General features: G+C 71.4%; 13 protein-coding genes and 1 pseudogene. 10 read left to right on the top strand and 4 right to left on the bottom strand.

Annotated features, from left to right (window positions below):
- Nucleotides 1–24: 24 nt before the first annotated feature.
- The 5 genes from PYR91_RS29340 to PYR91_RS29320 are packed head-to-tail and all read left to right on the top strand — an operon-like array spanning nt 25 to nt 5,884.
- Nucleotides 25–1,323 (top strand): extracellular solute-binding protein, encoded by a 1,299-nt coding sequence (locus PYR91_RS29340; protein WP_279784972.1) that lies wholly within the window; start codon nt 25–27, stop codon nt 1,321–1,323.
- A gap of 3 nt (nt 1,324–1,326) precedes the next feature.
- Entirely contained in the window at nt 1,327–2,322 is a 996-nt protein-coding gene (locus PYR91_RS29335; protein WP_279784970.1) for a sugar ABC transporter permease, read from the top strand.
- Nucleotides 2,319–3,182, top strand: coding sequence for a carbohydrate ABC transporter permease (locus PYR91_RS29330; protein WP_279784968.1), 864 nt, complete (start codon nt 2,319–2,321; stop codon nt 3,180–3,182). Before PYR91_RS29335 ends, PYR91_RS29330 begins: the two co-directional genes overlap by 4 nt.
- 49 nt (nt 3,183–3,231) lie before the next feature.
- Nucleotides 3,232–4,848 carry an alpha-amylase family glycosyl hydrolase gene (locus tag PYR91_RS29325; protein ID WP_279784966.1) on the top strand — a complete coding sequence of 539 codons (1,617 nt, stop codon included), beginning with the start codon at nt 3,232–3,234 and terminating at the stop codon, nt 4,846–4,848.
- Between the two features lie 10 nt (nt 4,849–4,858).
- On the top strand, nt 4,859–5,884 hold the full coding sequence (locus PYR91_RS29320; RefSeq protein ID WP_279784964.1) for a LacI family DNA-binding transcriptional regulator: 1,026 nt from the start codon (nt 4,859–4,861) through the stop codon (nt 5,882–5,884).
- Nucleotides 5,885–6,111: 227 nt separating this feature from the next.
- On the opposite strand, the pseudogene PYR91_RS29315 reads toward PYR91_RS29320, so the two are convergent.
- Nucleotides 6,112–6,201, bottom strand: a pseudogene (locus PYR91_RS29315) (IS5/IS1182 family transposase); the annotation flags it as partial.
- 137 nt (nt 6,202–6,338) lie between these two features.
- On the opposite strand from PYR91_RS29315, the gene PYR91_RS29310 reads away from it, so the two are divergent.
- The 3 genes from PYR91_RS29310 (at nt 6,339) to PYR91_RS29300 (ending at nt 8,304) form a co-directional block, all read left to right on the top strand.
- Nucleotides 6,339–7,187, top strand: coding sequence for an alpha/beta hydrolase (locus PYR91_RS29310; RefSeq protein ID WP_279784962.1), 849 nt, complete (start codon nt 6,339–6,341; stop codon nt 7,185–7,187).
- Nucleotides 7,180–7,764, top strand: coding sequence for a TetR/AcrR family transcriptional regulator (locus PYR91_RS29305; RefSeq protein ID WP_279784960.1), 585 nt, complete (start codon nt 7,180–7,182; stop codon nt 7,762–7,764). The genes PYR91_RS29310 and PYR91_RS29305 overlap by 8 nt, the downstream gene beginning before the upstream one ends.
- An 81-nt stretch (nt 7,765–7,845) precedes the next feature.
- Entirely contained in the window at nt 7,846–8,304 is a 459-nt protein-coding gene (locus PYR91_RS29300; protein ID WP_279784958.1) for a hypothetical protein, read from the top strand.
- Here the strand turns inward: PYR91_RS29300 and PYR91_RS29295 are convergent.
- The 3 genes from PYR91_RS29295 to PYR91_RS29285 form a co-directional block, all read right to left on the bottom strand.
- Complete coding sequence (locus PYR91_RS29295; RefSeq protein ID WP_279784956.1) at nt 8,265–9,098, bottom strand: hypothetical protein; 834 nt, start codon at nt 9,096–9,098, stop codon at nt 8,265–8,267. The genes PYR91_RS29300 and PYR91_RS29295 overlap by 40 nt on opposite strands.
- 235 nt (nt 9,099–9,333) lie before the next feature.
- Nucleotides 9,334–10,905: a PQQ-dependent sugar dehydrogenase gene (locus PYR91_RS29290; protein ID WP_279784954.1), complete on the bottom strand. Its 1,572-nt coding sequence runs from the start codon at nt 10,903–10,905 to the stop codon at nt 9,334–9,336.
- A 355-nt stretch (nt 10,906–11,260) separates the two neighbouring features.
- Nucleotides 11,261–11,641 (bottom strand): hypothetical protein, encoded by a 381-nt coding sequence (locus PYR91_RS29285; RefSeq protein ID WP_279784952.1) that lies wholly within the window; start codon nt 11,639–11,641, stop codon nt 11,261–11,263.
- A 245-nt stretch (nt 11,642–11,886) separates the two neighbouring features.
- Between PYR91_RS29285 and PYR91_RS29280 the strand changes: the two genes are divergently transcribed.
- Both PYR91_RS29280 and PYR91_RS29275 read left to right on the top strand, forming a co-directional pair.
- Nucleotides 11,887–12,465, top strand: coding sequence for a GNAT family N-acetyltransferase (locus PYR91_RS29280; protein ID WP_279784950.1), 579 nt, complete (start codon nt 11,887–11,889; stop codon nt 12,463–12,465).
- A gap of 34 nt (nt 12,466–12,499) precedes the next feature.
- Nucleotides 12,500–13,453: a carbohydrate kinase family protein gene (locus PYR91_RS29275; protein ID WP_279784949.1), complete on the top strand. Its 954-nt coding sequence runs from the start codon at nt 12,500–12,502 to the stop codon at nt 13,451–13,453.
- The last annotated feature ends 115 nt before the right edge of the window (nt 13,454–13,568 follow it).

Here is a 13,568-nt window from a genome sequence, read left to right as displayed (position 1 = left end):
AAGCGTGAACAAGGAGTGCAGAACATGCGGCGACGCATATCGGCCGTGGCGGCAGCCGCGGCACTGGCGCTGGCGGTCTCCGCCTGTGGCGGCGAGGACACCGCGACCCAGCCGTCGGCCCCGGCCGGCAGTGCCAACGCCGCGGACGTCTCCGGCCAGGTCACCTGGTGGGACACCTCCGACGCCACCAACGAGGGGCCGGCCTTCCAGGAGCTCGTCAAGGAGTTCCAGGCGAAGTACCCGAAGATCACGGTGAACTACGTCAACGTCCCCTTCGCCGACGCGCAGAACAAGTTCAAGACGGCCGCGCAGAGCGGTTCGGGCGCCCCCGACGTGCTGCGCGCCGAGGTCGGCTGGGTCGCGGAGTTCGCGTCCCTGGGCTACCTCGCCCCGCTCGACGGCACCCAGGCGCTCGACGCCCCCGAGGACTTCCTGCCCAGCCCGCTCGGCAGCGGCAAGTACGACGGCAAGACCTACGCCATCCCGCAGGTCACCGACACCCTCGGCCTCCTCTACAACAAGGAGCTGCTGAAGAAGGCCGGGCACGACGCCCCGCCGAAGACCTTCGAGGAGCTCAAGCAGGTCGCCCTGGACGTGAAGTCCAAGGCCGGCGCCGAGGGCCTCGCGCTGAACGTGGACGCCTACTTCCTGCTGCCGTTCATCTACGGCGAGGGCGGCGACCTGCTCGACGTGAACACCAAGAAGATCACCGTCGCGTCGCCGCAGTCCGTCGCCGGCGTCAAGGTCGTCGAAGACCTGATCAAGTCCGGGGCCGCGCCCAAGCCCGCCATCCAGGACAGTTACACCAACGCCGAGACCGCCTTCAAGGAGGGCAAGGCGGCCATGATCTTCAACGGGCCGTGGTCGAACACCAGCAACCTCGACGGCAAGGCGTTCAAGGACGACCCCGACAACTTCGGCATCGCGCCGGTTCCGGCCGGGTCGGCCAAGGCCGGGTCGCCGACCGGCGGCCACGACTACGCCGTCTACGCCGGGTCCAAGAACCTCGACGCCTCCTATCTGTTCGTCAAGTTCATGGCCTCCGCCGAGACCCAGGCCAAGGTCGCAGGCAAGCTCGGCCTCCTGCCGGCCCGCCCGTCCGCCTACGACCTGCCCGAGGCCAAGGCCAACGACATGGTGGCCCGCTGGAAGGAGCCGATGGCCGCGGCCGTCGAGCGCCCCTGGATCCCCGAGGGCGGCCAGCTCTTCCAGCCGCTGCTGGAGGGCTACCAGCAGATGGCCACCGGCGAGAACGCCGCCGAGCCGGTGCTGCAGAACGTGGCGAAGGCCTACCAGGGCCTGCTCAAGGGCTGGAGCCTGTAACCCATGACGACGCAGGTCGTCGACGGGTCGGCCGCGGGCGCTCCCGCCCGCGGCCGTGCCCGCCGGCCTAAGGGCGGGCGGGGCGGCGGCTCCGTCCTGGCCCGCCACTGGTACGCCTGGGCGATGTGCGCGCCCGTGGTGATCGTCACGCTGGTGCTGGTCGGATACCCGCTGGTGCGCGGGGTCTACCTGTCGCTCACCGACGCGACCGAGGCCAACATGGGCCGCACGATCGGCATGAACGTCATCCCCTCGACCTACGAGTTCGTCGGGCTGTCCAACTACACCGCCATCGTCACCTCCGCCGAGTTCCTGTCCCGGCTCGGCTGGACGGTCGTCTGGACCGTGGTGTGCGTGGCGCTGCACTACGGCATCGGCCTCGGGCTCGCCCTGATGCTCAACCGGCCGCTGCGGTTCCGCTCGGCCTACCGGCTGATGCTGGTGCTTCCGTGGGCGGTGCCGGCGTTCGTCTCGGCGTTCATCTGGCGCTACCTGCTCAACGGCGAGTACGGCGTGGTCAACGCCATGCTGCGCGCCGTGGGCCTGCCCGGGGTGAGCTGGCTGGACGACCCGCTGTGGGCCAAGGTGTCGGTGATCACGGTGAACGTCTGGCTGGGCGTCCCGTTCATGATGCTGGCGATCCTGGGCGGCCTGCAGGCCATCCCCAGGGAGCAGTACGAGGCGGCCGAGGTGGACGGCGCCACGCCCTGGGACAAGTTCCGGCACATCACGCTGCCGGGGCTGCGGCCGGTGGCCAGCACCGTGATCCTGCTCGGCACCATCTGGACCTTCAACCAGTTCCCGGTGATCTACCTGGTCACGCGGGGCGGCCCCGGCGGGTCCAGCGAGATCCTCGTCACCTACGCCTACCGGCAGGCGTTCGAAGGCATCAGGAACTACTCGGGATCGGCCGCGTGGGGAGTGCTCATCCTCGCGCTGCTCGTCATCCTGGCGGTCGGCTACCGCCGCGCGCTGCGCAGACAGGGGGAGGCATGGTGAGCGACGTCGCGGCGCCGCCGGTGAAGGGGCGCGGCACCCGGGGGCCGGGCGGGTCGATCGCCCTGCACGGCGCGCTGATCGTGGCGAGCCTGGTGGCCGTCTTCCCCGTGGCCTGGCTGATCCTGACCTCCCTCAAGCCGAGGGACGCCTGGCAGTCCAGCACCGTCACGCTCTTCGACAGCCCGACCCTGGCCAACTACGTGCAGGTGCTCGGCGAGACGGGCTTCCCGCGCTGGCTGGCCAACTCGCTCATCGTGGCGGCGCTGACCACGGTGATCGGCGTGGTCATGTCCGCCAGCACGGGGTACGCGGTCAGCCGCATGCGCTTCCCGGGCTTCCGCTCGGTCATGTGGATGCTGCTGATCACGCAGATGTTCCCGGTGGCCATCCTGATCGTCCCCATCTACAACCTGCTGGCCGGCCTGGGGCTGATCAACCAGTTCCCCGGCCTGGTGATCGCCTACCTCACCTCGACCGTGCCGTTCTGCGCCTGGATGATGAAGGGCTACTTCGACACGATCCCGACCGAGATCGACGAGGCGGGCCGCGTCGACGGGCTGACCCACTTCGGCACGTTCTGGCGGCTGATCCTGCCGCTGTCCAAGCCCGGGCTGGCCGTCGCCGGGTTCTACTCCTTCATCACCGCGTGGGCCGAGGTGGCGTACGCGACCGCGTTCATGACCGGCGACGACAAGTACACGCTGGCCGTGGGGCTCGGGCAGTTCGTCGGCCAGCACAAGGCCGAATGGGGCCTGCTCACCGCGTCGTCGGTGCTGATCGCCGTCCCGGCGGCCGTGGTGTTCCTGCTCGTCCAGCGCCATCTCGTCACCGGCCTGACCGCCGGCGCCACGAAGTCGTAACGCCGCCGTGGTATCTGTTCCGATATTTCCGACAATCGGGGGAGACCTTATGACAGAGGTGGTACACGAAGCACACCAGCCGAAGGCGGCCACCCGCTGGTGGCGCGACGCGGTGATCTACCAGGTGTACGTGCGCAGCTTCGCCGACGGCGACGGTGACGGCGTGGGCGACCTGGTGGGGGCGCGGGGCCGGCTCGGCTACCTGGCCGACCTGGGCGTGGACGCGGTGTGGCTCACGCCGTTCTACACCTCCCCGATGGCCGACTTCGGGTACGACGTCGCCGACTACCGGGACGTCGACCCGGTCTTCGGCACCCTGGCCGACGCGCGCGCGCTGATCGACGACGCGCACGCGTACGGCATGAGGGTCATCATCGACGTGGTGCCCAACCACACCTCCGACCGGCACGCCTGGTTCGCCGCCGCAGTCCAGGCCGGCCCCGGCGCGCCCGAGCGCGGGCGGTACATCTTCCGCCCCGGACGCGGCGCGTCGGGAGAGCTGCCGCCCAACGACTGGGAGTCGGTCTTCGGCGGGCCGGCCTGGACCCGCCTGCCCGACGGCGAGTGGTACCTGCACCTGTTCGACCACCGCCAGCCCGACCTCAACTGGGACTCCCCGGAGGTGCACGAGGAGTTCACGGCCATCCTGCGGTTCTGGCTGGACCTGGGCGTCGACGGCTTCCGCGTCGACGTGGCCCACGGGATGGTCAAGGCCCCAGGGCTGCCCGACATCGGCACGGCCGGGCAGGTCGAGCTGCTCGGCACCGCGGTGCTGCCGTACTTCGACCAGGAGGGCGTGCACGAGATCCACCGCGGCTGGCGGCGCCTGCTGGACTCCTACGAGGGCGAGCGCATCGGCGTCGCCGAGGCGTGGGCGCCGACGCAGGAGCGCCTGGCCCGCTACGTGCGGCCCGACGAGTTGCACCAGGCGTTCAACTTCCACTTCCTGAAGGCGCCGTGGGACGCGGCCGTGATGCGCGTCGTGATCGACGAGTCGATCGCGACCGTCAGCCCGGTCGGCGCGCCGTCGACGTGGGTGCTGTCCAACCACGACGTCAAGCGGCACGTGACCCGGTACGGCGGCGGCGAGGCCGGCGTGCGCCGGGCCAGGGCGGCGGCCCTGCTCATGCTCGCACTGCCGGGCTCGGCCTACGTCTACCAGGGGGAGGAGCTGGGCCTGCCGGAGGTGCTCGACCTGCCCGACGAGGTGTGCCGGGACCCGCAGCGGCTGCGCGCCCCCGGCGACGGCCGCGACGGGTGCCGGGTGCCGATCCCGTGGGCGCACGCCGAGCCGCCGTTCGGGTTCGGCCCGCCGGGCGTCGCGGACACCTGGCTGCCGATGCCGCGCTCCTGGGCGCCGCTCACCGTCGAGGCGCAGGCCGGCGACCCCGGCTCGACGCTCTCGCTGTACCGGGCGGCGCTGCGCCTGCGGCGCGGGCACGCCGCGCTCGGCGACGGGACGATGCGGTGGCACGGCTCCCCGCCGGGCACGCTGGTGTTCGGCCGGGGCGAGGACTTCGTCTGCACGGTCAACATGACCGGCGAGCCGGTCGAGCTGCCCCGCCCGGGAGACCTCCTGCTCGCCAGCGCCCCCGTCGCCCAAAGGGGACGGAGCGTCGTGCTCGCCGCCGACTCCGCGGCGTGGTGGGCGGCCGGGCGTGCGTAAAGTACCCAGCGTGAACGGAAACGCCCGACTCTCCGACATCGCCGCACAGGCGGGCGTGAGCGAGGCGACGGTCAGCCGGGTGCTGAACGGCAAGACGGGCGTGTCGGCGAGCACGCGCCAGCTCGTGCTCACCGCCCTCGACCTCATGGGGTACGAGCGCCCGCAGCGGCTGCGGCAGCGCAGCAACGGCCTGATCGGCCTGGTGACGCCCGAGCTGGACAACCCCATCTTCCCGGCGTTCGCCCAGGCCATCGAGAAGTCGCTGACCCAGCACGGCTACACGCCCGTGCTGTGCACGCAGAGCCCGGGCGGCGCCCCGGAGGACGAGTTCACCGAGCTGCTGCTCGAACGCGACGTCAGCGGCATCATCTTCGTCTCCGGCCTGCACGCCGACACCACCGCCCGCATGGACCGCTACACCCGGCTCACCGACCGGGGCCTGCCGATCGTGCTGGTCGACGGGTACAGCGAGCACATCGAGGCGCCGTTCATCTCGCCCGACGACCGCATGGCGGCCCGCCTGGCGGTGCAGCACCTGGTCGACCTCGGCCACCAGCGCATCGGCCTGGCCCTCGGGCAGCGGCGTTTCGTCCCGGTCATCCGCAAGATCGAGGGCTTCACCCAGGCGATGGCCCACCTGCTCGGCGTCTCCGACTGCGAGCCGCTCATCCAGCACTCGCTGTTCAGCGTCGAGGGCGGCCAGGCCGCCGGGGCCGCGCTCATCGAGCGCGGCTGCACCGGCGTGGTGTGCGCCAGCGACCTCATGGCCCTGGGCGTGATCCGCGCCGCCCGCGAGCGGGGCCTGGCCGTCCCCGGCGACGTCTCGGTCGTCGGCTTCGACGACTCCCCGCTCATCGCCTTCACCGACCCCCCGCTCACCACCGTCCGCAAGCCCATCGGCCCCATGGCCGTCGCGGCCGTCCAGACCCTCCTGGAGGAGATCGACGGCGCCGCCCCCAAGAACGCCGAGCTGATCTTCCAACCCGAACTGGTGGTAAGAGGCAGCACCGGCTCCGGCCCCCTCGTCAATCGCTGACCCTTACCTACCCGGCCGGTACGAGATCGTGGCGCGCCTTCGGACATGGTCCTCGCCTGCGCGCCCCAGGGACGCTCCGGCTCTGGCTGTGCTTCTTTAGGGGCTTCAGCCCGATGTGGTCGATGTCCGTCGATGTCCGTCGATGAAGCGTGCGAAGGCGGGCCCCCGGCAGAGCCGCGTCTACGGCGGTTGGCCCGCTGATCACGAGGCTCGGCAATGGTGTGCGAGATCTTACGCCTGCGCAGGTAGCGCCGGGTTTCGCGATAGCTGTAGGCCTTGTCGGCGCTGATGCTGTCCGGCCGCCGACGAGGACGGCCGGCCCAATCCGTGGCACCGGATCCGGCGTGGTCGATGACGGGTCGAGCGCCAGGCCGCGGTGAGGAGCCGTCGAGAAGATCGCTTGACGCACGTAGTTAATGGCGTTAACCTACAGATAGTGCCGTTAACCAATCTTGTGGAGGTCGTCATGACCGAGTACTTGAGCATCGCCGGTAACAACCTCGCCTATGAGGTGTCCGGGCGGGGCCCTCTCGTCGTCCTGGCGCACGGTATCGGCGACAGTCGGCACTCCTACCGTTTCCTGGCTCCGGCCCTGGCCGACGCCGGGTACCGGGTCGCCAACGTCGACATCCGCGGCTGCGGCGACTCCAGCCTGGGCTGGGACGGCTACAGCCGCACCGACATCGCCGGCGACCTCATCGCCGTCGTGCGCCACCTCGGCGGCCCCGCCGTGATCATCGGCCAGTCGATCAGCGGCGGCGCGGCCACCATCGCGGCAGCCACCGCGCCCGATCTGATCAACGGCATCATCGAGCTGGCGCCGTTCACCCGCGTACAACCCCTCGATCTTGGCGGGCTGATGAGGGTGAAGCGCTTCCGGACCGGTTACAGCCAGATGGCGCGGGTCATGGTCCTGGGAAGTCTGGCGAGCTGGAAGAAGTACCTCGATGCGGCCTATCCGGTCAAGCCCGCCGACTGGGACGCCGAACTGACGCGTATCGAGGCGAAGCTGACGGAGCCCGGCCGGATGAAGGTTCTGCAGGCCATGTGCAAGACCAGCCCGACCGACGCCGGCGCGCAGCTGGCCAACGTCACCTGCCCGGTCCTGGTCATCGAGGGCAGCCTCGACCCCGACTGGGCCGACCCCCGCGCCGAGGGCGAGAAGATCATCGCCGATCTGCCCAGGGGCCTCGGCGAGCTCGCCGTCATTGAGGGTGCCGGTCACTACGCACACGTCCAGGCGCCGGATCAAGTCCTCGCGCTGGCCCGGCCTTTCCTCGACAGGACCCTGACGAATGCCTAGGGCCCGGCTCACCCCGCTGTCGGTCACCGAGGCCGGCGCCGCCCTGATCGACGAGATCGGCTTCGAGAACCTCAGCATGGGCATGCTCGCCGAACGGCTCGGAGTCAAGACCCCCGCGCTCTACAAACACGTCACCAGCCAGGCCGATCTGGCCCACCGCATCGCCATCGTGTCCATGGCCGAGTTCGCTGACGCCATTCGCGACGCCATCCAGGGTCGGGCCGGCAGCGATGCCCTCGCCGCCGGCGCCCAAGCGATGCGGACCTACGTGCAGGAACACCCCGGCCGGTACGCGGCCGCCAATGCTGCCCGCCCGACCGGACCCGACGACCCGCTCATCCCCGCCGTCGAGCGGGTGGTCGCCTCCTGGGCGGCCATGCTGCGCGGCTACCACCTGGACTCCGGCCAGGAGATTCACGCCCTGCGGATGCTCCGCAGCGCCCTGCACGGGTTCTCGACCCTGGAAGCGGCAGGCGGGTTCCAGATCGACGCATCCGTCGACGACAGCTTCACCTGGATGATCAACTTTCTCGACCAGGGCCTGCACCCCGCCACCAGCAGCACCCTCGGCCGCTGACGGATCGTCGACGAGCCCGACCACATCATCCCGGAGAAACCGACATCAGCATCACCCGCGCACCCACGATCAATCGTGACCATGATCGGCTACATCCTTGTCGGAACCTTCCACGGTTCCCTGCAGGCACAGCAGAACGGCACGCTTCCCCTGCACTTCAGCGGAGCGACGCTGACGATCGTCGGCGGGAACGTGCTTGCCCTCGTCCTGGGTATCCACTGGCGAAAGACTCCCGAGACGCGGCTGACCGGAAGCGGCGACAAGGCCTTGCACGACAGCCGCGAACAGGCTCTGGAGCGAGCCGGCCCGCTCTGCCTGCTCACAGACCGATCGTCTCAAGGCGGCGGACGAACTTCGATGGCAGATTGCATCGTGGCGCGCGCGATACAGCGGCTTCAGCCGCTCCCACTCCGCATTCGTCAGATCACCACGACCCATGCACGGAGCGTCACGAAACTGACGCCCACTGTCAGGAGATCTGAGAAACAGGTTCTGGGCCGTCAGATCGTGCCGCGGCGTAGCTGCTCGAACTTGGTGTAGAAGGTGTCCAGCGTGATTCCGAACGCGTCGGCGAACGCGGTGCGCCAGGGGCGGCCCTGGGCGGTCGCGCGGCAGAAGTCCAGGAGCGCGGGGGTGCCGTTCGGGCCGCGGGCCAGGGAGCGGACAGCCAGGTGGAACAGCGCGTACGCCGGATCGCCGAGGCCGGCGCCCGTGCGTTCGAAACCGGACAGCGGGCCGAGCGAGGGGTCGTCGGCGCCCCAGGAGCGGATCCTGCCGATCTCGTCCTCCTCGCGCCACCGCCCGCCGTCGACCATCGCCCGGTAGGCGAGATGGACGGCCATCCCCTCGAACAGCCATAGCCATTCGTGGTCGTCGGCGGCGCGGAAACAACCCACCTGGCCCTGGAGGTTGTGGACGTGCTCGTGGGCGATCACGTCCTGCGCCTGTCCGGTGCCCGCGGTCATCGCCTCGCGCCATCCGGGTGACAGGGTGTTCACGCACATCAGCCGGGGCTCGGCCCAGGCGGTGCTCGGGCCGTCGGCGGAGGTCCGCCACCGGCACCCCTGGCCACGCGCGAGCCGTACCTCCACCCGCTCGCGCACCCCCTGGCCAAGGGCGGATCGCAGGTGGCGGTCGGCCAGCCGCAGGCCGTCCTCGACGGCGCGGACCTCCGGCCCGGTGACTCCCGGCTGGATCACCAGATCGAACGGCAGCCCCGCCATCGCCACGCGCCGCCCGTCGAAGCGCGCGGCACTCCACACCACCCCGGCCGCCAGCACGAGCAGCACGGCGACGCCCCCGGCCGTCCAGGCGATGACACGGCGGCGCCTCATCGAGCTTCGCATCCCGGTCCCCGCGATTCACTCGGTCGCTGCGGGTCGGAGACCGGCCCGGTGTCGACAGGACGACGAGCGCATGATCCCACAGCGGAGCGCCGTGGGGCACCGGGTATCCGGGACGAGTGGTGATGAGGCGGCGCTCTCCAGTCCTCCGGCCGGCCGCGGCCCTCCGGCCGGCACGTTCGGGGCCGGGCCGGAGGGTTCTCTGGTCGGAACGGCGCTTCGCCGGTCAGGCGCCTATGGAGCAGGTGTCTCCGTTGAGGGCGAACATGCTCGGAAGTGCCGCGTCGCCCGTGTGGCTGACCAGGTAGCCCATGGTGACGCTGGCGCCGGGGGCGATGGCGCCGTTGTGCGTGGCGTTGGAGGCGGTGACGACGTTGCTGCCCTGGGTGAGGTCGGTGTTCCAGTCCGAGGTGACGGTCTGGCCCAGGGCCAGGGTGAAGGTAAGCGTCCAGCCGTCGACCGGCGCGGTGCCGGTGTTGGTGATGGTGAGGTCCACGGTCATGCCGCGGCCCCAGCCCTGCGTGACGACCTTGACCCGGCAGGTCGGCGCGGACCGCTCGAACGCCACCCGGTGCAGCCCGCCCGGAAGGTCGTTGACGACGTAGAGCTCGCCGGCGGGGGTGTGCGCGAACGCGGTGACCTGCGTGGGCATCTCGCCGATCTGGGCCTTGAGGTAGCCGCCCCGGCCGTCCTCACGCAGCGCCCACACGTCGGAGGAGCAGTAGTCGGTGGCGATGTAGGTGCCGCCGACCAGGTTGGCGTACTGCGCGCCGCGGTACACCTCTCCGCCGGTGACCGCGCAGCCGCCGGTGTACGGCGAGTACGTGAAGACCGGCTTGGTGTACGTGACGCCGGACCGGCACTGGGCCTGGTCGAAGACCTCGAACCCCTCGTAGCACGACCAGCCGAGGTTCGCGCCCGCCTGCCGCCCGGTCTTGACGTGGTTGATCTCCTCCCACCTGCCCTGGCCGACGTCGCCGATCCACATCGAGCCGTCCGCGCGGTCGATGGAGAAGCGCCAGGGGTTGCGTCCGCCGTACATCCAGATCTCCGGCCGGGCGTTCGCGACGCCGACGAACGGGTTGTTCTGGGGGACGCAGTAGGCCAGGGTGCCGCACTTGCGGTTCACGTCGACGCGCAGGATCTTGCCCAGCAGGGTGTCCAGTCGCTGCCCTGACTTGAAGGGGTCTCCGGCGCCGCCGCCGTCGCCGATGCTCATGTACAGGTAGCCGTCGTTGCCGAAGGCGATCTGGGTGCCGTTGTGGTTGCCGAACTGGGAGTGCTCCTGGGAGAGCAGCGGCTCCAGGGTCCCGGTGCTCATCCGGTAGCGGCCCAGGGTCACCGCGCCGTCCGGCAGCGCGGTGTAGGCCAGGTAGAGCACCTGGCTCCTGGCGAAGTCGGGCGCCAGGGCGATGCCGAGCAGGCCGCGCTCGTTGTCGGACTCGTCCACCGACGCCGTGACGTCGATGATCGTCTGCCCGAGCCCGGTGGTCGGGTGGTAGACGCGCACGGTGCCGCGCTTCTCGACGATGAACAGCCTGTTCGTCCCGTCGTCGGGCGCGGCGATGGCGACGGGGCGCCGCAACCCGGAGGCGACCTGGGTGGTGACCGTGTTGATCTCTTCCAGCGGCGGCAGGGCGGCGGCCCGCGACGCCCGTGCGCCGCTGCCGGCGACGGACGAAGACGCGGCCGGGGCCGATGAGGATGACGCCGCGACGGCCGGTGGAGTGAGCGCGGGGGCGAGCAGTGGCAGGGACAAGGCGAGCAGCACGGGGGCTGCCCAGCGTTTTCCTGGCATGTCGGCTCCAGTGAAGGGGCTTCGTCGAGGTCCGGAGGACAGGGGTTCCCCGGGACCGGAGCGCGTCCGGGCACGCGACACGCCCGGCCCGGTCGCATCCCGCCCGGATGCGAGCGGAGTACGACACCGACCAGGCGGGTTCCTTGCCCTGACGTTCCGACCGGACGGTATCCGCTCGCCCGCCGTCACAACCAGGCCCGCACCCGCGCCTTGCGTCCGGGGAGGCGACACCAGGCCGTCCTGACCCCTCTCTTCCCCGCTGACCAGGGACGATACGAGACCCCTGGGACGAGGCCCACGACCGGCCGCATGAAACGTACATCGCCCGCGCGCCGGAGCGCTTCTGCGCGGCGGTTCAGGCGGACCCCGGGCGGCGGTCCTTGCGTGCGTTGAAGGCGACGATGTCCGACCGGGCCCACAGCTTGCCCGCGGCCAGGACGTAGCGGGGCTCGGGGAAGCCGGGACGCTCGGCCAGCCGGTGGAGGTCGCCGCCGGTGACGCCCAGGATGTCGCCGGCCTCGGCGGCGCCGACCAGGTCACGACGGCCGGGGTCGCGCCGGGTGAGCTCGGCGAGGGCGACCAGCAGCAGCTCGGCGGTGGACCAGCCGCCGCGGCCCTCGCCGCCCATGCTGACGGCGAGCTCGGTCACGTCGGCCGCCGTGAAGCCGAGTGCGCCCGCGACCTGCCTGGACGCCACCAGGAGGTCGCGGTTGCGTGGGGTGCTCGTGAAGTCCATGAACCCAGCATCTTGAATACGGCCGAAGACGGGCAAGGGCTGACGCCGTGACGGGACCTCGCGGGCGGTCCGGAACCCTCGGCCATCGGCGTCACGCGCCGGTGGGCCCGATCGCGGCCGTGCGGGTCGTGCGCGGACGACCCCGGCGGCGGGCGGAACAGGCGGAACAGGCGGAGTGGGCGGGATGGGCGGCCCGGGCGGAAATAGGGATGAGCCGGTCGGGGAGCGCCAGGCAGAATGCGGCCATGGCTCAGAAGACGTTGACGACCGGCCGGATCACGCTCGTCCCGCTGTCGGACGACCACCTGGAGGGGGAGGTCGAGCTCGACGCCGACCCGGAGGTCATGCGCTACCTCGGCGACGGGCGGGCCCGCACCCGGGAGGAGGTGGAGGGCTCTCACCGGCGGCGGCTCGCGGCGGCGGGGCGGGTGCCGGGGCTCGGGTTCTGGGCGGGGCTCGTCGGCGGGGAGTTCGTCGGGTGGTGGATCCTGGAGTCGCCGGAGCGGGCCGACCAGGGCCCGGTGGAGGGGCAGGCGGAGCTGGGGTACCGGCTGCTGCGGCGGCACTGGCGGCGCGGGCTCGCCAGTGAGGGCGCCAGAGAGCTGGTCCGCCACGGGTTCGAGGACCTCGGCCTCGACCGCGTCTTCGCCGAGACCATGGCCGTCAACACCGCCTCGCGGGCGACGATGACGTCCGTCGGGCTGCGCTACGTCCGCACCTTCCACCTGGAGTGGGACGAACCGCTTCCCGGCAGCGACCTCGGGGAGGTCGAGTACGCCGTCACCCGCGAGCAGTGGCTCGCCGCCCGTACGCCGCGCGCCTGAGCTCCATCGGCGCGCGTGTGATAGCAAGGACGCCGTGAACCGGGATGACCGTGTGGTGTACGACGTCGTGGTGGTCGGGGGCTCTGGGGTCGACACCACCGTGTACGTGCCGGCACTGCCGCTGCCGTACGCGGACACCCATGTGGTGCCGCCGGTGGTCGACCGCATCGGGAACACCGGCAGTGGGGTGGCGCTCGGGTGTCACGCGCTCGGGCTGCGGGTGAAGCTCGTCGACCTGATCGGCGACGACCCGCAGGGGGCGCTCGTCCGCGACCACCTGGCCGCGCGGGGGGTCGAGTTCGGGTGGGCGGTGGTGCCGGAGGGCACGCGGCGCAGCGTGCTGCTCGTCGGCCCGGACGGCAGGCGCACCTCGCTGTTCGACCCGCGCGCCGCCGCCGGGCAGCGGCTGCCCGAGGAGCTGTACCGCCCGGCGATCCGCGGCGCGCGGCACGTCCACGTCTCGATCACCGACTTCTCCCGCCACCTGCTCCCTGAGCTGCGCGCGCTCGGCGTGCCGACCTCCACCGACCTGCACGACTGGGACGGCGAGAACGACTACCACAGGGACTTCGCCTACTCCGCCGACCTGGTGTTCCTGTCGTCGGCCGGGCTCGGCGACCCCTCCCGCGTGATGCGCGACGTCATCGCGCGCGGGCGCGCCTCGCTGGTCGTCTGCACGGCCGGCGCCGCCGGGTCCTACCTGCTCGCCGAGGGCGCGGACGAGGTCCGGCACGTCCGGGCCGCCCCGCTGCCCGGCCCGGTGAGGGACAGCGACGGCGCGGGCGACGCGTTCGTCTCGGCGTTCCTCTACGGCCGGCTGCGCGGCCTGCCGCCCGAGGAGTGCGCGCGGCTCGGCGCCGTCTCCGGCGCCCACGCGTGCACCTCCGAGGGCACCCACGAGAACCCCGCCGACGAGGACACCCTGCTCGGCCGGGCCCACGGCCCCTCTGACGCGCCCGGCGCCGGTCGCGCACACGGCCCGCGCTGACGCGTTCGTCACCGGCCGTGCGCGCGGTCCGCGTGGACGCGCCCGGCATCGCCGCGACCATCCGCCGTGCGGGGCGAGCGCGCCGCCCGGCCGCACGCCGGCCCGCTGCCGACAC

Origin of the sequence: Sphaerisporangium sp. TRM90804 (assembly GCF_029846175.1) — a bacterium.
In the GTDB taxonomy this organism is placed as follows: domain Bacteria; phylum Actinomycetota; class Actinomycetes; order Streptosporangiales; family Streptosporangiaceae; genus Sphaerisporangium.
Note: the sequence above shows the minus strand (reverse complement) of the source record. Positions and strands in the feature narration are given on the sequence as shown.

Bases quoted from the DNA above. Each gene is read 5' to 3' on its own strand.
- PYR91_RS29340 (WP_279784972.1), top strand. From the start codon at position 25: ATGCGGCGACGCATATCGGCCGTGGCGGCAGCCGCGGCACTGGCGCTG.
- PYR91_RS29335 (WP_279784970.1), top strand. From the start codon at position 1,327: ATGACGACGCAGGTCGTCGACGGGTCGGCCGCGGGCGCTCCCGCCCGC.
- PYR91_RS29325 (WP_279784966.1), top strand. From the start codon at position 3,232: ATGACAGAGGTGGTACACGAAGCACACCAGCCGAAGGCGGCCACCCGC.
- PYR91_RS29305 (WP_279784960.1), top strand. From the start codon at position 7,180: ATGCCTAGGGCCCGGCTCACCCCGCTGTCGGTCACCGAGGCCGGCGCC.
- PYR91_RS29300 (WP_279784958.1), top strand. From the start codon at position 7,846: ATGATCGGCTACATCCTTGTCGGAACCTTCCACGGTTCCCTGCAGGCA.
- PYR91_RS29295 (WP_279784956.1), bottom strand. From the start codon at position 9,098: ATGAGGCGCCGCCGTGTCATCGCCTGGACGGCCGGGGGCGTCGCCGTG.
- PYR91_RS29290 (WP_279784954.1), bottom strand. From the start codon at position 10,905: ATGCCAGGAAAACGCTGGGCAGCCCCCGTGCTGCTCGCCTTGTCCCTG.
- PYR91_RS29285 (WP_279784952.1), bottom strand. From the start codon at position 11,641: ATGGACTTCACGAGCACCCCACGCAACCGCGACCTCCTGGTGGCGTCC.
- PYR91_RS29280 (WP_279784950.1), top strand. From the start codon at position 11,887: ATGGCTCAGAAGACGTTGACGACCGGCCGGATCACGCTCGTCCCGCTG.